Source organism: Thermosulfuriphilus ammonigenes, assembly GCF_011207455.1.
GTDB classification, from domain to species: domain Bacteria; phylum Desulfobacterota; class Thermodesulfobacteria; order Thermodesulfobacteriales; family ST65; genus Thermosulfuriphilus; species Thermosulfuriphilus ammonigenes.
On record NZ_CP048877.1, the window covers coordinates 482,213 to 507,837 of the forward strand.

The 25,625-nt window shown below is 48.7% G+C and carries 25 protein-coding genes and 1 tRNA gene; 13 read left to right on the forward strand and 13 right to left on the reverse strand.

Annotation, left to right across the window (positions count from 1 at the left end):
• Positions 1-91: 91 nt before the first annotated feature.
• The 3 genes from G4V39_RS02250 (at position 92) to G4V39_RS02260 (ending at position 4,493) form a co-directional block, all read left to right on the forward strand.
• Positions 92-397, forward strand: a complete 306-nt coding sequence (locus G4V39_RS02250) for a hypothetical protein (protein ID WP_166031389.1) — start codon at positions 92-94, stop codon at positions 395-397.
• Positions 398-844: 447 nt separating this feature from the next.
• The gene (locus tag G4V39_RS02255) at positions 845-2,764 is read left to right on the forward strand and encodes a P-loop NTPase fold protein (RefSeq protein WP_166031390.1); all 1,920 of its coding nucleotides are present in this window, start codon (positions 845-847) and stop codon (positions 2,762-2,764) included.
• A 1-nt stretch (position 2,765) separates the two neighbouring features.
• Complete coding sequence (locus G4V39_RS02260; RefSeq protein WP_166031391.1) at positions 2,766-4,493, forward strand: hypothetical protein; 1,728 nt, start codon at positions 2,766-2,768, stop codon at positions 4,491-4,493.
• 73 nt (positions 4,494-4,566) lie between these two features.
• Here the strand turns inward: G4V39_RS02260 and G4V39_RS02265 are convergent, their stop codons facing one another.
• Positions 4,567-5,004, reverse strand: coding sequence for a PIN domain-containing protein (locus tag G4V39_RS02265; RefSeq protein ID WP_166031392.1), 438 nt, complete (start codon positions 5,002-5,004; stop codon positions 4,567-4,569).
• On the reverse strand, positions 4,994-5,230 hold the full coding sequence (locus tag G4V39_RS02270) for a ribbon-helix-helix protein, CopG family (protein WP_166031393.1): 237 nt from the start codon (positions 5,228-5,230) through the stop codon (positions 4,994-4,996). The genes G4V39_RS02265 and G4V39_RS02270 overlap by 11 nt, the downstream gene beginning before the upstream one ends.
• Positions 5,231-5,407: 177 nt before the next feature.
• Between G4V39_RS02270 and G4V39_RS02275 the strand changes: the two genes are divergently transcribed.
• The 3 genes from G4V39_RS02275 to G4V39_RS02285 all read left to right on the forward strand — a co-directional run bounded on the left by G4V39_RS02275 (position 5,408) and on the right by G4V39_RS02285 (position 11,213).
• The gene (locus tag G4V39_RS02275) at positions 5,408-5,710 is read left to right on the forward strand and encodes a type II toxin-antitoxin system Phd/YefM family antitoxin (RefSeq protein WP_246169780.1); all 303 of its coding nucleotides are present in this window, start codon (positions 5,408-5,410) and stop codon (positions 5,708-5,710) included.
• Entirely contained in the window at positions 5,685-6,113 is a 429-nt protein-coding gene (locus tag G4V39_RS02280) for a type II toxin-antitoxin system VapC family toxin (RefSeq protein ID WP_166031395.1), read from the forward strand. Before G4V39_RS02275 ends, G4V39_RS02280 begins: the two co-directional genes overlap by 26 nt.
• A 63-nt stretch (positions 6,114-6,176) precedes the next feature.
• On the forward strand, positions 6,177-11,213 hold the full coding sequence (locus G4V39_RS02285) for a DEAD/DEAH box helicase (protein ID WP_166031396.1): 5,037 nt from the start codon (positions 6,177-6,179) through the stop codon (positions 11,211-11,213).
• A 58-nt stretch (positions 11,214-11,271) separates the two neighbouring features.
• On the opposite strand, the gene G4V39_RS02290 is transcribed toward G4V39_RS02285, so the two are convergent.
• Positions 11,272-12,333 carry an IS630 family transposase gene (locus G4V39_RS02290; RefSeq protein ID WP_166031123.1) on the reverse strand — a complete coding sequence of 354 codons (1,062 nt, stop codon included), beginning with the start codon at positions 12,331-12,333 and terminating at the stop codon, positions 11,272-11,274.
• Between the two features lie 290 nt (positions 12,334-12,623).
• Between G4V39_RS02290 and G4V39_RS02295 the strand changes: the two genes are divergently transcribed.
• The 4 genes from G4V39_RS02295 (at position 12,624) to G4V39_RS02310 (ending at position 15,032) form a co-directional block, all read left to right on the forward strand.
• Positions 12,624-12,700, forward strand: a tRNA-Arg gene (locus tag G4V39_RS02295).
• Between the two features lie 883 nt (positions 12,701-13,583).
• Positions 13,584-14,378, forward strand: coding sequence for a hypothetical protein (locus G4V39_RS02300; protein WP_166031397.1), 795 nt, complete (start codon positions 13,584-13,586; stop codon positions 14,376-14,378).
• 5 nt (positions 14,379-14,383) lie between these two features.
• Complete coding sequence (locus G4V39_RS02305) at positions 14,384-14,710, forward strand: hypothetical protein (RefSeq protein WP_166031398.1); 327 nt, start codon at positions 14,384-14,386, stop codon at positions 14,708-14,710.
• 73 nt (positions 14,711-14,783) lie between these two features.
• Positions 14,784-15,032: a hypothetical protein gene (locus tag G4V39_RS02310; RefSeq protein WP_166031399.1), complete on the forward strand. Its 249-nt coding sequence runs from the start codon at positions 14,784-14,786 to the stop codon at positions 15,030-15,032.
• A gap of 284 nt (positions 15,033-15,316) precedes the next feature.
• On the opposite strand, the gene G4V39_RS02315 is transcribed toward G4V39_RS02310, so the two are convergent.
• From G4V39_RS02315 to G4V39_RS02325, 3 genes are all read right to left on the reverse strand, one after another.
• On the reverse strand, positions 15,317-15,790 hold the full coding sequence (locus tag G4V39_RS02315) for a PIN domain-containing protein (protein ID WP_166031400.1): 474 nt from the start codon (positions 15,788-15,790) through the stop codon (positions 15,317-15,319).
• The gene (locus tag G4V39_RS02320; protein WP_166031401.1) at positions 15,787-16,824 is read right to left on the reverse strand and encodes a helix-turn-helix domain-containing protein; all 1,038 of its coding nucleotides are present in this window, start codon (positions 16,822-16,824) and stop codon (positions 15,787-15,789) included. Before G4V39_RS02320 ends, G4V39_RS02315 begins: the two co-directional genes overlap by 4 nt.
• 65 nt (positions 16,825-16,889) lie before the next feature.
• Positions 16,890-17,060: a ribbon-helix-helix domain-containing protein gene (locus G4V39_RS02325; protein WP_166031402.1), complete on the reverse strand. Its 171-nt coding sequence runs from the start codon at positions 17,058-17,060 to the stop codon at positions 16,890-16,892.
• 167 nt (positions 17,061-17,227) lie between these two features.
• Here G4V39_RS02325 and G4V39_RS02330 point away from each other — a divergent pair, with 167 nt between their 5' ends.
• Genes G4V39_RS02330 through G4V39_RS02340 form a run of 3 tightly spaced genes read left to right on the forward strand, consistent with a single transcriptional unit; the run spans position 17,228 to position 18,356 of the window.
• The gene (locus G4V39_RS02330; RefSeq protein ID WP_166031403.1) at positions 17,228-17,383 is read left to right on the forward strand and encodes a hypothetical protein; all 156 of its coding nucleotides are present in this window, start codon (positions 17,228-17,230) and stop codon (positions 17,381-17,383) included.
• Positions 17,384-17,407: 24 nt separating this feature from the next.
• The gene (locus G4V39_RS02335) at positions 17,408-18,046 is read left to right on the forward strand and encodes a hypothetical protein (RefSeq protein ID WP_166031404.1); all 639 of its coding nucleotides are present in this window, start codon (positions 17,408-17,410) and stop codon (positions 18,044-18,046) included.
• A gap of 46 nt (positions 18,047-18,092) precedes the next feature.
• Positions 18,093-18,356 (forward strand): hypothetical protein, encoded by a 264-nt coding sequence (locus G4V39_RS02340; protein ID WP_166031405.1) that lies wholly within the window; start codon positions 18,093-18,095, stop codon positions 18,354-18,356.
• Between the two features lie 48 nt (positions 18,357-18,404).
• Here the strand turns inward: G4V39_RS02340 and G4V39_RS02345 are convergent, their stop codons facing one another.
• From G4V39_RS02345 to G4V39_RS02375, 7 genes are all read right to left on the reverse strand, one after another.
• Entirely contained in the window at positions 18,405-18,575 is a 171-nt protein-coding gene (locus tag G4V39_RS02345; protein ID WP_166031406.1) for a hypothetical protein, read from the reverse strand.
• A 316-nt stretch (positions 18,576-18,891) separates the two neighbouring features.
• Positions 18,892-19,503: an ImmA/IrrE family metallo-endopeptidase gene (locus tag G4V39_RS02350; RefSeq protein ID WP_166031407.1), complete on the reverse strand. Its 612-nt coding sequence runs from the start codon at positions 19,501-19,503 to the stop codon at positions 18,892-18,894.
• 92 nt (positions 19,504-19,595) lie between these two features.
• Positions 19,596-20,318, reverse strand: a complete 723-nt coding sequence (locus G4V39_RS02355; protein ID WP_166031408.1) for a coiled-coil domain-containing protein 22 — start codon at positions 20,316-20,318, stop codon at positions 19,596-19,598.
• 88 nt (positions 20,319-20,406) lie between these two features.
• Positions 20,407-22,104 carry a DEAD/DEAH box helicase gene (locus tag G4V39_RS02360; protein ID WP_166031409.1) on the reverse strand — a complete coding sequence of 566 codons (1,698 nt, stop codon included), beginning with the start codon at positions 22,102-22,104 and terminating at the stop codon, positions 20,407-20,409.
• A 38-nt stretch (positions 22,105-22,142) separates the two neighbouring features.
• On the reverse strand, positions 22,143-22,388 hold the full coding sequence (locus G4V39_RS02365) for a hypothetical protein (RefSeq protein WP_166031410.1): 246 nt from the start codon (positions 22,386-22,388) through the stop codon (positions 22,143-22,145).
• Complete coding sequence (locus tag G4V39_RS02370; protein ID WP_166031411.1) at positions 22,381-25,386, reverse strand: bifunctional DNA primase/polymerase; 3,006 nt, start codon at positions 25,384-25,386, stop codon at positions 22,381-22,383. The genes G4V39_RS02365 and G4V39_RS02370 overlap by 8 nt, the downstream gene beginning before the upstream one ends.
• Positions 25,387-25,389: 3 nt before the next feature.
• Positions 25,390-25,581 (reverse strand): helix-turn-helix transcriptional regulator, encoded by a 192-nt coding sequence (locus G4V39_RS02375; protein ID WP_166031412.1) that lies wholly within the window; start codon positions 25,579-25,581, stop codon positions 25,390-25,392.
• Between the last annotated feature and the right edge of the window lie 44 nt (positions 25,582-25,625).

Consider the following 25,625-nt stretch of genomic DNA (forward strand, 5'->3'; position numbering starts at 1 on the left):
CTAAAATTAGAAAACTACTTGAAAAATGTAGATGAAACAAACAAGAAAGTTCTAGTGATTAGGCATAATGAAATAGCACATTTGCAAATGGATGACTGATCGCAAAGTGCGTCAAAAATATTCGTTTAATATAGATACGTTGAATAGGTTAACAAAAAATTTGAACATGGTTTTTTGTGAAATTTGCAAATTGTTTAATCAAGATAGAGGACTTGTTTTGTGGGGATTAGACGATGAGATGGAAGAAATTATGGATAGCATTGCAAAACAAAGCCCTTTAATAAGGATGCCAGAAGATCAGCCAGACTATTGGGAGGTCTATAAGAAAGAATTGAGCATTGATGACCTTAATATTCTCAACCATTATCGCGGTAAATTTGGCTTGCCATATGTGTGAGATCCATATCATACTGGAGTTTATAAAGTTGCCAAAAGGCTTTGGAAGAAACCAAAATACTATTTGAAAGTGTATTAAATATAATCTTCAAAGAAGCTTAGGAGGATAAAAAGAGGTATAGGTGGGCGAAGCTGGGGGATGCTAAGTTTTTTAAAATATAAATTAGTTCAACGCCTAAGACGGGTGTAAAAGAGTATTGGGAAAGGAGCACTAAATGGCTAGCGCCAAAAGACTTAGGTAAAAGTCAGGAAATATTATGTTAATGACACTGAACGAAAAATAGCAAAAGAAGGGGTTAAAAGTTGTTCAGCTTCTTTAGTCTCAAAAGGTAGTATTGTTATATCAAAAAGAGTACTATTGTATATGTATTTTATATGTATGATATTCTTTCCGAAGCTATATATTTCAAAGAAAGTATTTTAAACAAAGCCTTTAGGGGGCGTCGCTGTGAATAGTCAGTATCAGCTAAGGTTTTTAGATGACTGCCCTGTATTTGAAGATAAAATCGGATTGCACAATAATATTGCTAAAAGTATAAAGAATATAATTGCTTTGACTCATGCCAGCAAGGAAAATGGTCATAAGAAGAAAATAATAGGTCTCTTTGGTTCTTGGGGCTCAGGTAAATCTACTGTAGTAGAGATATTAAAACAAGAATTAGGAGATAAGAAGATATTTATATTTGATTCATGGTCCCACAGGGGAGATTTTCTAAAGAGAGCTTTTCTATTAGAATTGGCAAATAAGTTAGGAGTTAAGGAGGAAGAATATAAACAAGAGATCGGTAATGGTAAACTAACTATGGAAACTGTCTTAACAAGAAAAGTAATAAATAGGATTATTGATTCTAAGCCATTATCAAAGCTAGATAAACCTATCAAATACTTAACATCTATACTGATATTATCAGTTATAATTATTGCTCTTACTAAAATCTTGAGATACCTAATACTGCCTTTGGTTCCAAATAATTTGGTTGATCGCTGGGATAAATTCGCGCCTAAATGGATTATTCTCGTGATTCTCACATTGTTAATTCTTTGGAAAAGAAAATTTATAAGTCAAGTATTAAGTGATTTTATAAATTTTTACTTTTTAAGAAAAGCAAATATTACAGAATCTCACACAACAAAAGAAGATTTAGAATTCACAAATTATGATTACGAAAAATACCTATCTGATATTATTAAAATAGCAAAAGAGAAAAACAAGTTCGATACAAATAGTCCGTTCATTATAGTTTTTGATAACATAGACAGGGTAGAAGATGAAACTGTCTTGAATACACTCTCTCTAATACAACTGACAAACGAAGCTATAAGCAAATCCAAATTTAATAATATTTACTTTCTTATACCCATAGATAAAGAGCGCCTTAAGAAAACTGTAAAGACAATAATTGCAAAAAGTGATTCTGATGATGGGGAAAGAGAAAAGTTTGCACGTGATTTCTTAGAGAAAATTTTTCCTTACAAGATTACTATACCAAACATTAGTCACACAAATTGGAGGGAATTCTTTGTGGAACTAATAAAGGAAGCTTTCAGCTCTTCAAGTATTTCTGAAAATGACATATTATTTATTAGACGCTTATTTGAACAAGCTATTATTGAATCAAATACTAATCTTACTCCACGGGAGATTAAAAACTTTATAAATAGCCTCGTTGAAAATTATATTTATTGGCAAAACTTTGAAAAAGCTCCAGATTTGAAACTTCAAGCTTTATTTGTAATACTTAATAATTATCTAAGTGAAGAATTAAAAGGATTTATAGATAAATTTGAAGAGTCTAAAAGCTTTGAGAAAGTTATACAATCAGTCAATGGGAATAATGCCGATAGAAGCAGTAAAAGTGGTAGTTTTGAGAAAATTAAAAAAATTATAGACATTGCTAAAAATGAATTTACTGAAAAAGAAGTTCTTGCATCTTTACTAAAACAATTTTATAGAACAGATAAAATATACACACTATTTGTTGAACAATTTAATAATGCTATCAATACTAAAGATGTGGACACCATAAATAAAATAGTTGAACTGCTTGGAGATAAAGATAAGATTATTGCTTTAATTGATGCAGCCATAGAGTCAAAGAGTGATTATGAGCAGGATATAAACTTACTACTCAAGCTTATATTTTCCTTTCAGAAATCTAAGCTAAAAGTATATAATACATATAATACTTATGAAACATTTATTATCACATCCTTAAAGGATATAATTGCTGATATAGAGGAGTTGTCTAAGCTGGATATTTCTAACGTGAATGAGTTTAAATACATAATAGATTCTAATACAGAAATCAGGAATATGTTTATAGAGAAAAGTGCAGAAATCATAACGCTTACTTCAAAGGAGGAATAGGGTGAAGTATGAACGTAAGCTTACTTTTATAAAAGCCTTGGCAGAATTAGATAAATTAATAAATATAAGAAATGAACTTGCTAATAAGTTACAAAAGAAATTTGAAGAATTAGATATTAACCAGAAAGAATTAATAATTTTAGATTTAGTTGAAGCAGCGTCTTCCCATGAAGCATTCATAGAACCTATTATTAATATCAAATCTTTAAATATCGGGGAGATTATAAACTTAATAAATAATAGAATAACAAATAACCTTAACTTCTTAAAAGAAATAGATGATCGGTGTTATACTCTGCTTAAAATCCTATTGAAATTGAAAAGGTTAGACATTAATTGCTCAATAGATTTTATAAGAAGGCTCCATACATTAATTCAGGAGCTTTTCAGTCAAAACATTATTTGGAATTACTGGAACAACCCCAATAATCCAAACTATCAAAATCATATCGTTAATTATCTATTCAGGAACAAATCTTTAGTTGACTTAATGGCAATACACACAATAAATATTTATAGACAAGAAAAAGATAAGTCGGAAAATTCTAATACTTTGCAACAAATTAGGAATTTTGAAAAGTTCATCATTTCAGTATATTTACGTATGGCTCAAAAGATTGAAGAAACGAGGAATACATTGGCACCTCTATCAATAATATCTATAATTTTGGATTTATCTGCTGAAGTCCAACCTATGGCTAATTTCGGGAATATTAATTTAAAAGAAGTATATGGAGCGGTTGTTAATTATAAAAAGCTTGATAGTACTTTAACCGAGTATTTATCACTTTTATATAATACTGCTCTTATATATGGTTTTCTGGACGAATTAGAACAACAATGGAGTCACATATCCGATGGATATAAATCTTTTATTTTGGAATTAATATTGGATGAAGCTTTCTATACAGACAAAATGTTAGTTGATTATTATATTTTGCTAAGCAGAAATATCCATGAAAAATACGAAAACATTATTTTGCACAAAAACAAAAAAGATAAATTCTGGTATAAAAATATAGTAATAGATAATTTAACTCGGAAGGAGAATAATAAGCTTAGTATAATTCATAAAGAAACAATTAGATTTTTACTTTCAGATATCTTAAATAAAGAGTGGTTGAGAGAAGATGATATAACTCAAAAAGTAAAAGAATTTATTAAGAAACATATTTCAAAGATTTTTGAAGAAGATTATATTTATAGCATGCTTGAGCTGTTAGTGACATCTAAGCAGAGATTAGATGTTGACTATACTTCAGACAATTTTGGTCAAAAAATTTTAGAAAATTTCATAAATGTAAATGATAATAATTCCCATATATTGGAATTTCTTTTTGCTAATGCAGAATATATACTAAAGAAAAAAGACATTTTAAGGCTAATAAGGAAAATTATTGAGGAGTTAAGTAAGGAGTTGTCAAAAACACAAGAGGACCACATTAAACTTTTAGGAGAAGCAAGACATCTTATCAACAATATAGACATAGATTTAATTGAAAGAGTTTTTGATAAGCTAATAGACATTAAAGACAATGCTACACCTTATAAACTTTTTCTATTGATTATTGAAGAAAATAAACAAACATTGAACAATGAATTTATAAAAGATATAAAAGATAAACTTAACAATATTAAAGAACATTCTAACGATGAAGAAACTATTAAAACTATAGATGCAATACTTGAGCACTTGGAGGACAGTTCTAATGCCCATCAACAAAGCTAAAACAAAGCATAGAGTAATACATCGGTGTGTTTTTTCTGCGATCGGTGTGTTTTTTCCTACTCAGATTCATCGCTTAAAGATTCAGATAAGGGTTACCCTTAAACGGATTGATGATCTCCACCCCTTCAAGCTTCATGCCGTGGGATAGATCCTCCGTGAAGAGAACCCTGCAACCTCCTTTCTTTGCCGCACTGACAATAAGCGCATCCCAGAAAGAAATTTTATACTTCCGGCTTATCTCTATTCCCCGTAGTACAAGCGGCGGATCCGTGATTACTATGGTCGGTAATTTGGCATACCGCTGTACTATGGATTCGGCATCTTCTTCGGCGATTCCCATCTTTCTGGTAAGGACTACGTAAAGTTCCTGTAAAACCTGCACCGAAATCATCATTCGACCCGAGGGTCTCCACTCGGCAAGAAGCTGTCTCGCAATAGCCCTCTTCTTCGGATCTTTTAGTTCAAACTCGTAAGCCAGGATGTTAGTGTCAAAAAACGCCTTATAAGTCATAAAGTTCTTCCCGGTTCCACCTTTCCAGGTGCCCCCCTACTTTCCGGGCTATCTCTTCCAGTTCCCTGTGAACTTCTTCATAAATGTTCCCTTTTTGTCCCAGCTCTTCTTCTATCCGTTCCCGGACGAAAGCGGAAATGCTTTTCCCCGCCAGAGCAGCCCTTCTTCTAAGCTCCCTCCAAGTTTCTTCGGAAAGGGTTACGGTGATAACCTTTCCCTTGCTCATCCTATAAAACCTCTCAATAATTTATTGAATCGTAATTTAATTAATAACTTTTTGCAACATTGCTCCGCTACTGGCGAGTCTGGAGTGGACTTATCATATTGACTTCCACAAATAAACTGGCCAAAATTTGATTAATTGGTTGATTAATTATTTTGGGAGGTAGAGATTTTGAAACGCGTGGTTAGCGCTACCGAAGCCCGGATTCGTTTTGGAGAGCTTATCCGAAGGGTGGTGGAGGAGGGGGAGCCTGTTCTTGTAGAAAGGGGTGGAAAGCCCTACGTAGTGCTTCTTTCCGTAGAAGAATATGAACGTCTTAAGGCTGCCCAGAAAAAAGAAACCTGGCGCGAAACCGTTAAAGAGATTTTACGTTTGGGGACCCGCATAAAATCCCGCAGAAAAGGAGAACCCCTTACCCCGCCTGAAGATATCATCCGCGAGCTGCGTGAGGAAAGAGATGCCCAGCTCCCCCGTCTGCGTTGATGCAAGTTTTGTCATAAGGCTTCTGGAAAGTACCGATCCTCATTCTCCTGTTATGCGCTTGTGGATAGCATGGCACGAGGATGGGCGTCCGATAGTGGCTCCTTCATTGCTATACTACGAAGTAACTAATGCTCTGTACCGCTATGTCGTTCACGGAGAACTTTTAGCTGAGGAAGCCTCCGAATTGCTGGAACTGGCTTTAAAACTGAATATTGATCTTTATGGAGATACGGATTTACACCAGCGTGCTTTAAATCTAGCCAAGAAGCTTTCTCTGCCAGCAACATATGACGCCCACTATTTGGCTTTGGCTGAACGGCTCGGGGCTGAATTCTGGACGGCTGATAAACGTTTGGTACGAAGCGTACAAAAAGTAATGCCGTGGGTGCGCTTAATAAAGTGAAATAAAATTTAGGAAATAACGGCCAAGCGCGAAAATAAAAGCCAAAAGACCTGAGGAGCAAAAATGAGCGCCTCCATCTTTGACCTGCACCAACTGGTCATCAATGATTACCGGGATTTTGTGCAATCCTTTATTCAGATCACGGATGAAAGGGCCCGGGAATTCATAGAACAGGCCTTAGTGCATGAAGAACACCTTTGGCCTGAGCCTTTGATCCAGCTCTCCCCTGCTTACAAACGGACGGCCACGGTAGACGACCTGGCAGCGGAAGGCCTTTTGCACCCGGAAACAGCTCAGATTTTCCGTACCAAAGAGGGCAAGGCCTTTGAGCTTTATCAGCATCAAGTAGAGGCCATCCGCAAAGCAGCGGCAGCCCAAAGCTTTGTGGTCACCTCAGGTACCGGCTCCGGAAAAAGCTTCTGCTACTTTATCCCTATCATTGACGCTATCCTCCGCGAGCCTGATCTCCCCCGTCCCGTAGCCTTGATCATTTATCCTTTAAACGCTTTGGCCAATTCCCAGCTTGCCACTTTAGAGGAGCTCTCTCGCTCTTATTTTAAAAGAACTGGCAAGGACTTTCCTATAACTTTTAAACGCTACACCGGAGAGACACCCGAAGAAGAAAGAGAAAAGATCCGCCGCAACCCTCCTCATATTCTTCTCACCAACTACGTTATGGCCGAACTCCTCCTTGTGCGCCCTGAGGATCGGCCTCTCCTCACCTCCGCCTCTAAAAGGGAGGCTCCATTTTTCCTGATCTTTGACGAACTGCATACCTATCGCGGGCGTCAGGGGGCCGATGTGGCCATGCTGGTAAGGAGGTTTAAGGCCAGACTAAACCGCAAGCCCATCATCCACATCGGTACCAGTGCGACCATGGTGGCCTCGCGCCAGGCCAGCTTAGAAGAAAGGCGGGCTGCGGTGGCCGAATTCGCTTCCCGGTTCTTCGGCCATCCTTTTGGGGCAAACGACATCATCGACGAAACTTTAGAGCCTGTAACCGTCGGGGGGCCTCCTTCCGAGGAAGAGCTTAAAGAGGGTTTCGCCCGGCCTTTTCCTGAGGAAAGGAATGCTTATCTGAAACATCCCCTGGTCCGGTATCTGGAATATGAAATGGGGCTTGAGGAAAGGGACGGTGCACTTGTTCGCCGGGAACCAAGGCCCCTTTCCGAAGTGGCCAAAAAGCTAGCTTCCTTACTCGGGAAAGAGGAAGAAGAATGTTTGAACAAACTCCGTGCAGCTCTCCTTCACGGCATACGTTTTCAGGTTCCCGGAGAACCGCCTCTTTTGGCTTTTAAGCTCCATCAATTTATCAGTCAGGGGCAAGCCGTTTACGCCACCCTTGAGCCCCTTGAGAAAAGGCGTTTTAGCCTGGAGCGACAGATCACCCAGGAGGAAGATACCCTCTGGGCCCCGCTTCGCTTCTGTCGTATCTGCGGCCAGGATCATTATTGCGTAGTCCAAAGATCCGAAGACCAGTTTGAAGCCGCCCTCCCAGGGGAAGATTATACCGAAGAGGGCCTGAAGGGGTATCTCACTCCCCATTCTCCGGACCTGCCCGAGCTTGAAGAACTCATTCCTTCTGAATGGCGTGATCGTAGGGGAAGACTTAAAAATCCGTGGAAAGATAGGGTCCCACGTCTAGTTTGGGTTTTTCCTGACGGAAGATTCTCCTGGGATGAGGTAGAAGGGGCGGTACCCATGTGGTGGCAGGCAGAGCGGTTTTGGATCTGCCCCCGGTGTGGGGAGTATTACACCGCCCGTGAAGGTGAATATTCCAAACTAGCCGCTCTTTCTACGGAAGGCAGGTCTTCGGCCACCACGGTCTTAGCCCTTTCCTTCTTGCGAAGGGCCCGGGAGACCGGGGCCCTAGAAGCAAAACTTTTATCTTTCACGGACAACCGCCAAGACGCTTCCCTTCAGGCTGGCCACTTTAATGATTTTGTTCGGGTGGCCATGCTTCGCTCAGCCCTTTATCAGGCCCTCAAAGAGCATGGCCAATTACAATTCGACAACGTGGCCCGGGAAGTGGTCAATCATCTGGGGCTTGAAATCGGCGCCATAGCCCAAAACCCGGAACTTGATCCTCAAAGTTCTCAAGCCCAGGAAGTTTGGACGACTTTTGAGAGCTTGACGGAATACCGAATATACGAAGACCTCCGCCGCGGCTGGAGGGTTACCCAACCGAACCTGGAAGACGTTGGTCTCCTCCGCCTGGAATATCTGGGCCTTTCGGAACTGGTCGAAAGAGAGGAGCTATTTGAAGACATACCGGGCTTAGACGAAGCAGCGCCTGCAGAGAGAAAAGAGGTCTTAAAGGCCGTTCTTGACTATTTTAGGAAACGTCTGGCCATTGAAACAAAGGCCCTTAATCCTAAGCACCAATCTTCTCTGAGACGTCGCTCCCAAGAGTACTTAAATGAATTCTGGGGGCTTGACCCTGACAATCCGTCTATGCTCAGGGCAAGCCTTATGGTACGCCCAAGAGGAAACGGGTTTCTGCCCAATGTTCCCCATTTTAAACTTACTTCCCGTTCTCTTTTGGGGCGTTATATTCAGCGCACGCTAAGCCTTTCCCCTCAGGAAACAGAACTCTTTTTAGACCATGTTCTTGAGTTGCTCCTTAAGCAGGGCTATCTCCGAAGGATCGAAAACAAAGGAGAACACCAATGCTTTCGGCTGGAGTCTTCTTGTATGCGGTGGGTCCTTGGAGACGGAACCCCGCCTCCTCCTGACCCTGTTTGGAGCAAGCGGAGCACAAAACGAACTTCTGAAGTAAACAAATTCTTTCTCAAATTTTATCAGGAAGGGGCCCGAAATTTAGCCTATTTTGAGGCCCGGGAACACACCGCCCAGGTGGTAACCCCTAGGGAAAGAGAAAGACGCGAAAGGCGCTTTAGGGGAGAAGAGAAGCCTCCCCTGCCTTATCTGGTCTGTTCTCCCACCATGGAGCTTGGTATAGATATCGCCGACCTTGATACCGTGCACTTACGAAACATCCCTCCTACCCCGGCCAACTACGCCCAGCGCAGCGGGCGGGCCGGCAGGCAGGGTCAACCAGGCTTGATCGTCGCCTATTGTGGAGCTTACAGCCCGCACGACCAATACTTCTTTAAAAACCGCCAGGAGATGGTGGCCGGAAACGTTAGAGCCCCAAGGATTGACCTTACCAACGAAGCCCTCATCGAAGCCCACCTTCACGCGGAATGGTTGGCCCAAGTAAGCCTTCCTTTAAGGAATTCTATCCAGGAAGTGATTGAGCTCGAACAAGAAGATTTGCCTTTAAAAGAGACCGTCAGATCCCAATTAGAGCTTTCCGACCGGCGTTTAGGCGAACTTCGTCTTCGGTTAGAAAACATCTTGGCCCAGGACCAGGAAGAACTAAAGAAGGCAGGCTGGTTTAGTGAAAATTGGCTTGAAACCAAGATTAATAACGCCGCGGAGACCTTTGACCGGGCCTTTGACCGCTGGCGCGAACTTTTTAAGGCCGCAAACGCCCAGTTGAAAGAAGCTCAACAGCTCATGTGGAGCACCAAAAAAGAAGATCAGGAAAGAGGGCGGCACCTTCAAGAAGAGGCCCTGCGACAAAGAAATCTTCTCCTCCAGGAAGGAGTGGCTCGGGAGGAAGGAGATTTTTATCCTTATCGTTATCTCGCCAGCGAAGGCTTTCTCCCCGGATATAATTTTCCGGCTTTACCGGTAAGGGCCTGGGTGCCGCGGGGAGAACAAGGCGAGTTTATTTCTCGCCCCAGATTCCTGGCTATCCGGGAGTTCGGACCACAAAATATCGTTTACCACGAAGGGTCTAAGTGGGAGGTTAGAAAATTCCAGACCCCTCCGGGAGGGCTTCGAAAGCGATTAAGTTTCAAGAAAATTTGCCTCAATTGTTCGGCTTTTACCAACGCCGAAGACGACTGCTGTCCGGTCTGTGGTATTGTCTTTGACGGATCAACTTCAGAAATCATTCGCCTTTTGGAAATGCCCAATGTTTCTTTGAGACGCCGGGAAAGAATAACCTGTAACGAAGAAGAACGAATCCGCCAGGGCTACGTGCTCCAGATAGCCTATCGTTTTGCCCCTGCGGAAGGCGGGCTACGCCTTATTGAAGGAGAAGTTCCCGAGCTTTTGGAACTCCAATATGCCCCTTCAGCTACCATCTTGGTCGTTAATCATGGCTGGCGGACGCGGCGGACGGAGGGTTTTCTCGTAAACCTCGAAACCGGAGACTTAACAAACGAAAACGAAGTCGAGACTATGCGCGCAGCGGAAAGGGAAAATATAAGCCGGGTGAAGCTCGGTGTCTGGGATACCCAAAACCTTTTGCGCTTGCAACTGAAAGACGAAACCCTAAGGAATGATCTCGTGTTTGAGACCACGCTCATGTATGCGCTTGAAAGGGGAATCGAGAAGGTCTTTCAACTTGAGGACTCTGAACTGGTGGCCGAGGCCGTGGGGCAGGGAGAAGGGAGAGCCATTTTGTTTTACGAGGCTTCTGAAGGTGGGGCCGGGGTATTGCGCCGCCTCTTGGAGGACCCTCAGGCTTTGGCAGAGGTGGCGGTTGAGGCCCTGAAAATCCTCCACTTTGATCCTGAAAGCGGAAAAGATCTTGCAGAAGACGATCACTTCGCCTGTTACGAATGTCTGCTCAGTTTTTCCAATCAGCTTGTGGGCAAATACCTCAATCGGCACCGGGTTAAGGACTTTCTGATGCAGCTTAAAGAGGCACCGGTGAAACTCAAACACGGAGAAAAGAGCAGAGACGAGCACTACCAATGGCTTCTAGACCGGATAGATCCTCGTTCTCCCTTAGAAAGACATTTCCTGGGTTTCCTTTACGAAAGGGGCTTGCGCCTTCCCGACGAGGCCCAAAAACCCATAAAGGAGCCTCGTTGTTTGGTGGACTTCTTTTATGAACCCAATGTATGTGTTTTTTGCGATGGCGAGGTTCATGATCACCCGGATCAACAGGAGCAAGACCAAAAAATCCGTCAGGAACTGCGAAGTCTCGGATACCGGGTTATTGCCATTCGGTATGACCAAGGTCTCGAGGAACAAGTCTCCAATTACGCCGAGGTCTTTGGAATCTTAAAAAGGCCTTAGGCCATCTATTCGCCCCTTGTTCGGATGAATTATTAATCAGAGCACAAAATAGTCGACATCAATCTAAGGCATACCTTACCATCGGAGCACGAAAGTAACTCCTTACTATCTCCGGCTGCCTCTGCGTGCTCATAAGATAGCTGCGTACATTACCCTCCATCTCCTCCATGCTCCGCTTCCGGCGCCTCCCCCCCGCATTCGTCTTCACATCCTGGTTCAAATACTCATCCGGATTAAGCTCCGGACTGTATCTCGGCAAATAATGCAGTTCCAACTCGTCCTCTTTGCCCTTCAACCACTCCTTAATCCTCTTTGCCCGATGCACACGGTGATTATCCACTATAAGATAAATCTTCCGCCCCTTTTCTCGTGATCTTATCAGCCTTCTTAAAAATTCAAGAAAAACTTCTGTCGTAAATCTCTCCCTAAAAATCATAAACTTAAGCTTCCCCCGGTTGTTGATGGCAGAAATCATATTGAATCGAAATCTCTTGCCGCTCACCTCCACCACCGGTGTCTCTCCCCTCGGCGCCCAACTCCTCCCCGCTTGATGATCTGACCTGATCCCTGTCTCATCTCCCCACCAAATCTCTGCCCCTTCCTCCTTGGCCCTCTTCCTTATCCGGGGATACTCCTTCTCAAGCCAGGCCTTTACTTCCTTCGGATTTCTTTCATAGGCCCGTTTCAAAGGCTTCTGCGGCGTGAAATTCCATCGCCTCAAATACCGGCCCACCGTCCATATCGAAAGCCTTATCCCAAACTTCCTCTCTATCAGTTGCCCCACCGCCTCCCTGGTCCAAAGGGAAAAGGGAAGCTTCAACTGATCAGGACAACGGTCCCGGATGATGCTACAAATGGTAGCTGCTTGCCAGCCCAAAAGTTTTCCTCCCTTAGGACGTCCGCGAGGCTTGATTTTAAGGGCTTCCTCCCCACCTTGGCGATAAAGTTTTAGCCAGTAAGTCACAGTGGTTCTGGCTATTCCCAACATTTGGGCCACTTCTTCCTGGGTTTTTCCTTGTTCCAACACGGCGTGGACGGCTCTAAAACGCAAAGCTTCTTGAGCTTTGGGAGGAAGTTTACGTGCGTCTATTTTGGGAACTTTTGGAGGGCTAGAGTCCATATCCTTGTATACCAGAGATTGGCCCTATTGTCGAGTGTTTTCTGCTCGAATTAATATATCCCAACCCCCAAGGGGTAGAGAGAAATGAAATTGTCTGCCGATTGCCTGCAAAGTGCAGGCAATTTGAACACGAAATCTCACCAAACTTCACGAAATGGACTTCCCAGTATTCCTTGGAGAGCTTGCTGCAAGCAAAACTGATGGCAATTGGCCCGTTTTGACCGCATTTTTGAACCCTTATTGCGAAAATACCGAAACCCTGGTATTGGAGGGCAAGCAATTCTTTAGATGCCCCCGTAGCTCAGGAGGATAGAGCACGGGATTCCTAATCCCGGAGTCGCAGGTTCGAATCCTGCCGGGGGCACCAATAGTTTCAAGGGTTTCAGGGAATCGCCACCTTGAGCAAACTCCTTTCCCCACCTATTCCCCACCTGGAAGCAAAGTTCTGGCCACGGCTAACGCACCCGGGAACCGCCAAGCGACGAATGCACGGGGAATAAGCTTAATCCATCCTCCTCGTCGAGGAGGCATCTCTGAGGCCGTCAAATAGCTTCAGAAAGGCTTTTTTCTCGGATAGGTAGGTATGGCAAGCCGAAAAAAAGCGCTCAGAGGGGAAATATGAGGCTTTCAGGCTGAAAATTGCCTCGCGGCCAGGCTTTGAAGTAAAGGCAAGTCTGCAATCACCGCCTACAGGCTTGCAAAACAAAAAACGCGAGCCGCAGCCGGCCTGGGCTCGCTAAAGGGTTTTGCCGCCGGTGTTGTCAAGCTCGGCTCCCTAAGACTCCAAAGCTAGGACTCCAAAGCCTAGGGCCATTCTTTAGATATCTTCTCCGTGTGGCAATCGAATTTTTGAGTTTTAAACTCGAACGAAAGGCGCGGGGCAAAAGACCCTCGCCACTGGCGCCAGGTAGGACCCGTGTTTCTTTGTAGCTCACCGGACAGCCAGGAAACTCCTTGACCAAGGGGTAGCCTCTCCAGGGCTCCTGGATTCTTACTCCAGGGGCCTAATGTCTTCCGAGAAAACCTCACCCCCAAGCAAAAATCCTGGTAGGGGATAAGGGAGGCCTTTGCCTGGCAAAACCTCACCATCCGGGCCACCCTTTTGCTCATCGCCGTAACCAGTATCTTCCTCCTGCCCTATGCCGTCCTACTCCCAGTCCTGGCCAAGGAGTACTACGGCGTGGGGGCCAAAGGCTTTAGCTTTCTCATGGCGGTAAACGGTCTTGGGGGACCTTTTCGGGGCGGTTTTTATGACGAGCATCGGCCCCCGCCTACCCAAGGACAAAAACATCCTGGTCAACCTCACCGCCCTGTGTGTGTTCTTGGCCTTCACGGCCCTGGCCTTCCTGAGTTTTCTAGGGCAGGATTGGGTGAGGACAAGCCCCGAAACATTTGGGACGGCCACGGCTAACCGGCTCCTGGCTCTTGGGTATTACTTCCGGGATCTCCCAGTCCTTTTTGATGATTTTTTCCCAGGATCGAACCAGGAGGAAAACCATCGCCTGTTTGAGACCCTGGATCGACTGATCCGGGTTACTGGTAATGCTTCAGAGCGGGGGCGCTTAAAGGCTAACTCCGCATTGGATCGTGAAAAAACCTTTGAAGCGGTCCCTGTCATAACCCTGGAGTTTCTACCGGTGCTCTCGGAAAGCTCCTTGAGCCGGGTTTTTGTCGTTCCCCATGTGAGGCCCGATCCCGAAGATTTACAGGCCCTCCAGGACCGAGCCGAGCCCCTTAATCATCTTGGGAGTCTCTGGGTTCGTTACCTCTCGGAGAAGGCCCCTGAGCTTCCTTGTTATCTCAAAGAGCAATTACGGGAGAAGTGGAAAAGCGCCCACTTTGAGGCGTTGCGGGAGCGTGAGCTATTCCGGGCCGTAGATAATTTTGCAATTTTGGACACTTCACTTACGGTTTTTCTCGGTTTTCTTGATTCTCTTGGCCTGGACGCCAGGGACCCGGCGCAAGTCCTGGCCCTGGGCCTTAAGGAGATGCTTAATGCTTTCCTGGGCCGGGTCAGGGAGACTGATACGGTCGAACTTTTTTAGAGTCCTTGAAGGAGATTGTAGTTTCCGGTCAGGCGGTTATTCCGGCCAAAGAGGAATACCAAGAAGATCTCCGTAAGCCCGTTATCGGTGTGCTGAGCGGTGGTGAGGTTTGGCTTTTCCCCCAGGCTACGGAGAAGGAACTAAACGCACACCTTGGCAAATTAAACCGGCCTCCGATTCGCTTGGGCAAGGGGTTTTACGGAGAGCTTAAGCGTCGAGGGTTGCTGGCCTGGGAAGTGTCCACCAAAGTCGTCAAGATCGGCGGAAGGAGTCAACGGGTGCTGGGGTTAAAGAGAGAGGCCCTGGAGGGAGAGGAAGATGTCCCATTTTGAGGCGCTGAGCCTTTTTGATCTTGCGGTTTCTTGAGGCCGTGGAGCCTTTACTTAAAGAAAAAGCCCCGTGGAGGTGCGGGGCCAGCGTCGGAGGACAGAATGGGAAAGTGAAGTTAAGCATCTTCAAGAGGTAAGCGAAGGTTTGCCACCGGAGGCCAGGCGGCGGGTGATGGCCCTGGGGCTTGAGGCGGTGGCCCTGGATCTTGCCGCCAGGCACGGGGCCCCCGGATCGGACCCCTGGAGCTTTTGGGCAAGGTGTTACCACGGAGTTACGGACACCCTGGCTGATGCCTGGGATCTGGCCTATGCCTCGACACATTAGTGGACGGGTCCTTCTGGGCAGGGTGGGCCGAAGGGTCCGTCCCCTGCGCCAAAAAAGGCGTTTTGAACTCGCGCGAAGCCGGCGCCACCGCCGGGGAAGCCCTCTCGAAGTCCCGAAAACCTAGGGAAACCAAGGCTTACAGCCTTTGAACTATCTCGGCTAAACGGCCATGGGGGTAAACCATGACCGAAAACGCAAGAAGAAGGTGTGAGGTTATGGAGAAGTCTTGTAGCCTAATATATTTTAGGCCAGAGATGAGCGAGATTCTTTCGAGCTGGGACGAATTAACACCATGCTTTAAGCCGCTTATTTACTTCTTCTTTGGGCAACCAGCTATCCTTAGCCAAGATCTTTTTAAGAGCCTGACAAGCTACTTTAGGAGAAATCAGACCTCTTTTTAAGAACTGATCCAGGACCCATAAAATTCCATGATAAGGAATATTGCAAGCCTTACAAAGTTTCCTCAGTTTACTGTCTCCGGTTAAAAGGATTACCTCCTTTTGAACAGTTAGCTCCTTAGCACACAAAAAGGCACTAGCATCGGCCAAAGAAAGGCTCCGGTGTTCAGCACGGAGCGCTAAAATCTCAGTTACATCTACAAACTCAAAAACTTCGGCCTCAAATTCGGGCAGTAAAGGCTCGTCAATTTCAAAAAGAACCAAGTCTGTTATTACGATTTTACCGAGATTACTAAGTAGAGCTGTTAGGCCGCTGTGGCATAAATCAATTAAAACCGATGCATCGAGGACCAGGATCATCTACAGGGTAAATCTTCAACAGATGGAAGGTCAAGCAACTCTTTGGCCCTGAGCGGAGAGATAAAGCCTTCCTCTAAAGCCCTACACACAAGCCTTTTAAACCTCAAAGGTTCTTCCCGGGGGTATTCTGGTCCAGGTTCTCTCTTGTGCCATCCCTTGGCTCTTAGCATTTGATAGAGACCTCTAAACCTTCTCTCGTTAATGATTCCTAGCTCCCTTGCCCGGTAGATTAAGGCCTGAACGCTTAGGCCATACTTGAGCTTGAGAAAAACCAACTCGCTTAACCCCATGGAAGCCTTTAACTCCCTGGCCGCTACCGCTTGGGGAATTAAAAAGGCCCCAGCAAACCGGAAACAAGCTTTCTCTTCTTCTAGGTGTTTATCTTTAATCCTCAAAACCAAATGTCCAAGCTCATGGGCCAGAGAAAACCTTAAACGGTCCCCAGGAAAAACTCTATTGGCTGCTATAACAGGGTTTCCGTTAGCCCAAAAAGCGAAAGCGCTACACTTCTCTGGCATCTCAAAAAGCCCTACCTTTATGCCCTTGTCCTCAAGCAGGGTAACCAAACTGGCAATTGGAGCTAGCCCAAGGCCCCACCGATTTCTTAACTCTTCGGCGGCCCTTTCTACTTCTTCGTAAGTGGCCACTTCCCTACCGAAAGGTTCATACTCTATGGACTCCCCAAGGAGATCTTCTATTTCGAGATAGTTCTCAAGCCAAGCTCTAACTCTTTCAAAAAGGGCTTCTTTTTCCTTTTTGGGAAGGCTTCTATGGGCCCGATATTCTATCGGGCTAAACTTGATCTTCTTCGGTGGCTTTAAGAAAAAGTCAGGGTTTAAGCCGCAAGCTCGGCTTATCTTGATGATAACTTGGGAGTTGGGAGCTATTAGCCCCCTTTCATATTTGGAAATAGCGGTAGGGCTGAGGCCAACTTCCTTGGCCAAAGCTCTTAGGCTAAGCCTACTTATTTTCCTTGCTCGCTTGATTCTTTCCCCTACCAGTTTAATGAGATCTTCCCTTTTTAAAGTCTTCATGGTTTACATTATAGGCCCTAATAAATGATTTTGTAAACCCGAGATGATTAAAAGATAGGGACAAGTTAACCTTTCCCCTGGCCCTCCTCGACTTCCTTCCCGTATTTGCGGAGGAGGTCTCGCATGGCCTCCTCGAGGAGGTCGTTTAATCGGCGGTTTTGCTCCACAGCCAGGTGCTTTAACTCCTTCAAGAGGTCTTGATCTAACCGAGTAGCAAACATTTTGCGTTCGCCCATATTTTTACCCTCCATTAAAAATTATAGCTATCAATACCAATTTAAGCAAGATAGCTAGACCGCTTGACATATTCGCTTTAGCGTGCTATATAGCTAGATAGCTAGACAAATAAAATGGGAGGCCCCCGAAAGTAAACCTGAGCCAAGCCAAGAGAGACCCGATGGGGTTGAAGACGGAGCGTGTTCAGTATTGGCGCAACGGGATCATGGTAACGGCTCAAATGCCCCTTGAGACGGCCCGTCGCTTAGTGGCTAAGGGTGAAGCCTATGTGATTACAGACCAGGCCATTGGGGACATCCGGGAGCTTGGCTCTCTGGTCTAAACACATCGAAAGGAGGGAGGAGCTATGAGAAAGCAAGCGTTTCCCAAGTATTACAATCAAATCCAGGCAACCCTTAGAGATGCCCTTCTCCCGTCCTTTGGGGCAGGAGAAGCCATCGGGCGGCTCATGGTGGCCGCGGCACGGGGCCAGCGGTCAGCCCATGAGCTTCTGGCCCTCCGGGAAAAGTGGGCTGAAACTCTGGGCGAGGCCCCGGACCACCAGGCCGTGAACGCCCTCGATTACAAGGGCATCTCCGAGCTTGCCGAAAACCCCATCCTCTCAGACCGAGACCTTGAAGCCCTGGGCCTCCTACTCCAGAAAATCTCTAAGGCCCAGGCGGAAAATGGCCTTTCCTGGGAGTTTAACCGCAAACTAACCGGTGAGTGGCTCGATAGACTCTCCCGCAAGATAAGCCTCCTTGCCAAACTGGGCCCTAACCCCGAAAAGCTCAAGGAGAGGCTGGAGACCTTGGCCGAGGAGGTAGAAAAGATTGGGGAGATCCTGACCCGGACGGTGCCCTGGGAAGATCCGGCAAGAGAGAGGGCCTGGCAGGTAAAAAAGGAAACCGAAGAGCAAGTGGAGAACCTGGTCGAGGAGGCCCTTGAGGAAGAAGACAAGGAAGATATGCCATGTTTTGGGAAGGCCTCAAGCTTTTCGGAATAGCGACTATGGGCACCCTGGTGGGTAAAGGGCTTTTCCTAGCTCTGGCGTGGCTCTTTTAGGCTCTCCGGCCCGGTGCCTCCTCGGTGCCGGGCCGGATCGAGGAGGTGGTCTCATGCTGACCACCGAACCCGAACCCTGCCCTTTCGGGATAGAAGACGCCGTGAGGTGCCCATACGGTGCTCACGTGCTTGACCTTAACCGTGTCTCCGGTTGGCGGTATGAGTGTCGGAGGCTCGGCGGTCTATGCCCGGCCTACAAGCAAAGCATCTCCAGAGAGGAACTGGCCCGGAAAGTGTTCGGGAAGAGGTAAAGCCCGTATTATACTTAACTTGATGCCATGGCGAGGACGAAAGCGGAGCTAAAGCGGGAGATTGAGGAAGCCTTTGGCCTGGTCAAGGGTTGGGCTAACATTGCCCGGCTTGTGGGCTGTAGCCGGAATACTCTCATGGCCAGGTGGAGAGAGTGGGGCTTGCCGATTGTCTTCCTGGGCGGGACTCAGAGAAAGACCCCGGCCATCTACCTGGACCATCTCCTCTTGTGGAGAAGCACCAAACTAGAGGAAACCTACCGGTCTGGGCTTAATCGGGCTTGATTGGGCCTGAAAAACTTATACTTCCCTCTGAGCGTCTTTCTCTGGCTTCTCTATATTTTTCCTATCGGGGTGAGAAAAGCCATTCTGGGGCGATTCTGAGGGAGGAGAGAGGCCTTTCCGAGGGAACCCCAGGCCGGAACCCTAAAGCGACCCCTTAAAAGTGACGTCAAGAAGATTTGTAGCTCCATAAATAGCGAAAAAGCGCAGGGCCGAGACCTTTGCCGCCCAGCCCCCAGGAAGGACCCGCGATGTTTCACGCAGAACCGCCCGCCGCAGCCTTGTTTTTGTCGTAGCCCACCAGCTCAGCGATTAGGCGGTTTTCCTCCTTTGAACGAAACGGGCTCGGGAGCCCGGTCAACCAAACGGCTGTAGTATCGGCATGGACCTCCTGGAGCCAACCCTCCACCTTGCACTCCTCAAGGACGTGGCCTAGAAGGTGATGTCCAAGCTCATGAGCCAGGACGTAAGCCTTTACCTTCGGCTCGAGCCCGGCTTTGAGTAAAATGAGTCTGTTCTGTCCTTGTTTAGCGTGCCTAACCAACTTCCAAAAAATTTCCTTTCTGGCTAGATCTTGGTCTATTAAGTCAACCCCTGGCGGAGTTTGAATTTCCTCTCTAAGCTTTTTACGAACCTTTTCTAAGGGACTGAGGGCAAGAGCCAGACCATGACAAGCGTTGAGGAGGACCTCGCACACTTCGAGCCCGCATTCATTTATCAGACCTTCCACTTCCCTAAGTCCAAGAGGGACCTTGGAAAGGATCGGAAACTTGTAAAGTAAGGAGCCAATAAGGGCGAAGAAGTTTTCCCAAGACGGGTCTTGGATATAGCGGCTTCTCATCGTTAAGTAGACGGCATTTACGTTCATAGATGCACCTCTTGCCGGTCTTGGCCTTTGGGCACGCCAGGTGTTTTTGTCAGGATAGGCCCGGTCCGTTTTAAGCGAACCGGGTCCGGACATTACTTAAGAAGTCCCAGGGCCAAATCCACGGCCTCGATCTTACGGGCTTCGTCAAGGCTAGGGTCCACCTTGTGGGCCAGAAAGTCGAGGCCTTCCTCCCTTAGTGCCTCATCTAAAGAAGGCCAGTATAGCCGGTACTCGAAACGTCCCGGGTTGACTTTCTGCAAAACCTCAACCTTGGCATGGGGGCGAGTCCAAGGCTGCTCCAAGAGGTTACCCAAAGCTTCTTCCGGTTTTTTGTCCCGCTTGTAGCCAAAGTCCTGCATAGCGAATTCCATGTTAGAAAGCCAATTGAGGCCCTGCTTTAAGATCGCATGGATCTTAGCGAGCTCTTGGGCTCTCTCGTTGTAACGCTCCAGCTCCCTTTTGGTGCGCTCAATCACCTTCTTCCGCAGCTCAAGATAAACTTCCACGCGGACACGCTGGAGCTCTTTGTGTTTCTCTTCAAGCCGCTCTCTCAAGCTCTCCAAGGCCAACCGGAGCCCTTCTAGCTCTAACTCATTAGACTCTATCCGCTTTCTCTTCTTCTCTGCTTCCTTCCGAGCATCTTCGGAGAGTTCTCCAAGGTTGATCTTGGCTAAGATTGCGCCGATCTCCTCCTTGAGGGTTCCGTTCTGCCCTTTGAGAGCCGCAGCCTTTTGCTCAAGATCTTGGATTTTGGCTTCGATTTTCTCGATCTCACGCTGTATTTTCTCAAACTTCTTTTTGACTTTGATCTTCATTTTTCACCTCCTGTAAAATTTTGGTATTAAGCCGAAACTCCACCCCTAGAAAGCGCAGCCGGTGGGGCTTCGACACTTGGGCCCCGATTTAAGCAAGCGGTCCATGAGCCCCCCTCCTGATACCCTTTTTGAAGGCCCACTCGGCTATCGCCAGGGTTATAAGGTCCGAGGCCTCGCCCTTGGTTTTAGGCCTGGGCAAACCCCACCGCTCGCAAAACTCGACCTGCCTCTCCGAGGGGGGATAGTTCCTCCAGGAGGCCTCCGGCTTGTAAAGGGCCGCCGCTCCTTGGTCTCGGAGCACTCCGTTAGCCACACCAAAGGCCAGCTCGATATCCACCGGGCGGGAAGTGAGAGGCCGGATGCCTTTCCGCCCGATTAGGTAAGGCACGAAAAGCTCCCCTCTCCGGGTCCTATTGACCTGCCGGATGTAGAGAGTTCGTCCATCTCCCAGGCTTGCCGCCCAACCGTGCTCCCCTTTTGCCCAACAGAAAGCCGAAGGATCGAAGATCTGGCGCTCCTCCACCCCAAGGATCTGGGAAGCCAGGGCAAGGTCAAGCTGGACACTCTCACGGCTTCCCCTTCCTACGGCCTCTTCGAGCTCGACACGACGTTTGAATTTTGGATCAAGGTCCGCAATGGAGACCAGGCTGTGGCGGCTCGAATTGTCCACCAGGTCAATAACCAGGCAGTCCTTCTTTCCCGGGTAGAGCCTGAGCCCTCTCCCCACCATCTGCACGTATAGGGCCTTGCTTGCCGTAGGACGGGCCAGGAGAAGACAGTCCACCGCGGGGTCGTCAAACCCTTCAGTTAGCACCTGGCAGTTTGTGATGACTGGGATTTCACCCCGAGCGAAGGCCTTGAGCATGGCTCGACGCTCCTCAAGAGGTGTCTCTCCGGTCACGGTTTGAGCCTCTACCCCGTAGGCCCGAAAGGTCTCGGCCAGATCGCAGGCGTGCTTGATGTCCACGCAAAAGGCTATGGCTTTGCGTCCCCGGGCCAGCTCAAGCCAGGTCTCGACGGCAAAACGGTTCCTCTCCGTGGTGTTCACTGTCTCCGCCAGCTGACTCACGGAGAAGTCCCCGGCCCGATAGTCGAACCATACTTCGGAGAGATCGCACCCGGTCCTGACCGCCCGGTAGTCAATCCCACACAGGAAGCCGTCCGCTATAGCCTCAAGGACGGAATACTCAAAGGCTACCTCCTCGAAGACCTCTCGGAGGCTCTCTCCGTCCTTGCGGTAGAGAGTCGCCGAAACCCCCAAGACCTTCATGGTGGGGTTAAGCTCAAAGAGCCGGTCAAGGGCCTTTCTGTAGGTGCTTGCCGCCGCATGGTGGGCCTCATCGATCACGAAGAGATCAAAGCCCTGGGAGAGCCGGTCAAGCCGACGCCATAAGGTTTGAATAGAGGCCAGGACTATGGGACGATCAGGATCGAACCGCTCGGCCTTGATCACTACCGGCTCCGGAACCTCCGGCCACACCAGGGAAAGCTTTTCAATGGGCTGCAAGATCAGCTCATCCCGATGGGCCACGATGAGGACACGGCCTCCGGCTTCTACTACACCCCGAGCAAGGGAGAGGAAAACGATAGTCTTGCCACAACCCGTAGGGAGCGAAATCGCTACCGATTGCCGTCCGTCGATGTAGGCGCCCAAGATGCGCTCAAGAGCTCTGGTCTGATAGGGCCTCAAAGGCAGATCGCTTTTTGGCTCCACTAAGAGCCAGGGGAAGGCTTGACCTGTCCCGGCTTTTTGGACTACTTTGCTCAGAGTCTCAATTCCCGTCATATCCATTCTCCAAGCCGTGGTCTTTGGGCCACGGTTTTTTATTGCGTGACCCACCTCTCGCGCAGATCTTTGAAGGACACCTTGGGCTTTAGCCCCGTGCGCTTGTAAAAGCGTCGCATCTTCTTGACCGAGCCAACGCCTACAATGCGCCAGGAGCCGTCCGGCATCTTTTGCTCAATCAGGGGTTGGCCGGTTCGCTGGGCTACCCGGATGAAGGCTTGCTCCAGCTCCTCATCGGTGAGGTTAAGGCCAAACATGGACAGAAAAGTTTTGGCATCAAACATCGCAAACCCTCCAAGCATCTTCATTGATTTCCAAGCCGATAGCCCAGCAAAACTCTTGGGCCGCCTCGATGTCCCCCAGGCCTCGTGTCCTTTGCAGGCCACCGGGGGTCCGAATCTGGACCTCGAAGAGAGGAAGGTCAGGATGAGCCTTCCGGAGGCGGGCAAGAAGCTTGGGCCACCACTTCCGGCCCGAGAAAAAAATCTCTTTATAGGGGGGCGGGACCCCCTTGGGATTCCCGGAATTTCCCATTTGTCCTTGAGGCAAGGGGTTCCCGGTTCCCTTTAAAGATCTCTTATAGGGGGGCAGGAACCCCTTTGCTTCCCTATTTCTGGGGACTTCCTGGGAAGTTTCGGGAGAAGCGAAGGGGTTCCCAATGCCCTTTAAGAGAATCTCGACCTGCTCCCAAAAGGCCCTCACCTTCTCCGGATAAGCCTGCTCGATCCGCCGCCAGAGCTCCGCCCGGACTTCAAGGGGTGGGATCTCCTCCTTGCGCCCAATGCCCAAGAGCAGAGCGATCTCCCGCCAAACGAAGTAAAAAACCGCAACCCATAGCTCTAAAATTATCGTGCTCAGATCCTGGGCTCCGCGGACCTCCTGAGGCTCGATTACCTCCCGAGGCCCACCAAGCCAGGGCTGGAAGGGCCAGCGAGGCGCAATGACAAGGACTTTCTTACCGGAGAAGCGGACCGGGCGAATGCGGTGCGCCTCTTGCCAGGCTTCAGCCCTGGCCAGGAGATCGAGCCAGTCAGTCCATTCCTCTGCGGAGAGCCCGAGCGCAAGGGCCACGTCGTAAAAAGCGCCTGGAGAGGGCACCGGCAGGCCGAGGAGGATAACGGCATCGTAGCTTTCAAATTCGTTTGTGCCTCTACTATCTGTTCCGAAATGGTGACTAACTACAATTCGACGGCCGTCTTGATCAACAGCCTTTTCGACTTTAGATTTTATCGTCTGGTGGCAGAAAACTAGAATTTTCTCAGCTTTAATGGCCTTAAGTGCCTCCTTCAAAGCCTTTATGGCTGTTTTTTGTCCTTTTTGCTGGCTAACCGCCGTTTTACTCACGCTCCGTCTGAGCCAGGCCGTCCGCACTTCGAGAGGCACCCGAATATCCAAGATCTGCATTCCCGGCCTTTTAAGAGCCCGTTCCACCACCCGGGAGCAGGCCGTGGCATCTAGCACGACCAGGCGGCCACGCCACTTGTCTGGGACGGGGTTGACCACGCGGCGGAGTTCGATCGGTCTAGCGGGGTTCTTGCGGGCTACCAGGTAGGCCTGCCCCTGGCCCACGACCTCCTCGAGCCAGCGGAAAGCGTTAAGATTTATCCCCTTGCGGAAAAGCGCGGGTTTCCGGTAAGTTTTGAAGACCTGGGTGATTTCGTCTCGGATAACCGGGCCAAGCTCCGTGAGGTCAAGGTCAAGCCACTCGGCGAGGTTTTTTTTACCCGCCCAGGGTCCGAACTCTACCGGCCTGGCATAAATCCGACCTTCTAAAAGCTTTTTGCCATTGGTGGCCCGGTGAAGTTCATCTCCAAGCTTGAGCACCGCCTCCGCCAGCCTCATTGTAGCCGAGTCCTCCCGGAAAATCGCCCGAAGGGTGCGGAGGCCGTCTAGAGGGCATGACACCACTTCAACGAGGCCGTGGGGTTCTTCGTCGAGAATCCAACACTTAGCCTTCCTCAAAAAATCCTTAATCAGATGGCAGGCTAGCTTATGAGAGGCGAAAAACAGTCCTCTTTCGCGGTTTATCCCCTCAAACTGCCGCAAAAACTCACACTTCTCGCTAAAAGCGGCGTTTTTCGGGTTATGAGGGCAGGTAGGGCAGATGATCTCTCCTGAATCGTAGCCCAAATCGTGCGCGCGCTTCACCTCTTCCCATTTCAAGCAAGTCCGTGCGTTGCGGCCTTCAAACACTACGACCGGCTCCGCCGTTAAAGCCCGGGCCTCCTCGCCTAGCTCTCGAGCGAGGCGAAGGGTAGGCACGGACCAAACCACTGGCCTTGGCCCTTCTCGGCAGAGCCATTCAAGGGTTGTCCGGCTCTTCCCCACTCCCGGGAGCACCGTGACGATGAGGTCACCTCCCCCGCGCAAGACCTCAAGGATGAGGCTCCGGGCCTCCCTTACAGAGGCCGCGGGGACTTCATGGGGAGGGGCCTCTTCGCCTTCTTCAACCTCGAGATTCTCGACGAGATCCTCCCGCCCCAGTTCCCTTAACCAGGCCGCCAGAGGGAGCCCGCCCTGTTCCTTAGCGGCAGGGCAGGTGGTGCGGAAATCAAAAAGACGGCCCGTGTCAGTCATCACCCAGGGATTGCCCTTCGACTTCCCGCACAGGGGGCAGGCCTTAAGTCGCCAGGCCGTCCGGTCTCCGAGAGAGATCTCTTTGACTGCCTCCGCTCCCACCTCAGCCAGAATTTCCCCCAAAGCCTCCCGAGTAAGCTTGCGACCGGGCTTTGGGAACTTCACCGTCCCCACGGCCCGGGCAAGCTCTTTGAGACGCTGTTTTTCCCGGATTGCATCGAGGACGAATTTCGGCAGAGGAGGAATCTCCGACACGTCCCAGGGAGCCAGGAGCCACGTATAGCGGAAGTTCGGATCTTTCCGGTGTTGCGTGGGGGGCAGGGGCACCAGCGAACCGGTGCCCTTCACTTCAACGAGGCCGATCCCTGGCAGGTCGAGGACGGTGGTAGGAATCTCCTCCTGCCCCGCGGAGAAGTAGAAATGAAAGCCACGCCTGGTCTTCGTGAACGGCGTTGTGAAGTGAATTTTCGTGTGCAACCGCTCCGCAACCCTCGGGTCGTCAATATCAAGAACCACGATCCCCGAAGGCCGCCCCGCGAGGAGGCCCAGGCCATGAGGAGGGACCGGAAAGAGAACCTCCCACCTTCGCCATTCCTCCCGCCCCGGAGGCCTTTCACAAAACTGCCGCCAGGGAAAGGGAGGACGGACCTCTCCTGGAAGGAGAGGGGTCACGGGCCATTTCAGGTCAAGATAGCGCCCTACCATCTCTTAACATCCGGAAGTCTTCACCTCTCCCTCGGCGAGCCACCTTTCGAGGTCCTCTACCCGGTAGAAAACCCGCCGGCCTTTTTTGAAAAACCGAGGTCCTCGCCCCTGACTCCGAAGGTTCGCAAGAGTCTTGGGCGAGAGGCCGGGAAACAGCTTAGACACCTCGGTAGCAGCGATGAAAAGCGGTTTCATTTCTTCCTCCCGTAGGCTTTTTTGAGTTCTTGGGGGGAAAGAAT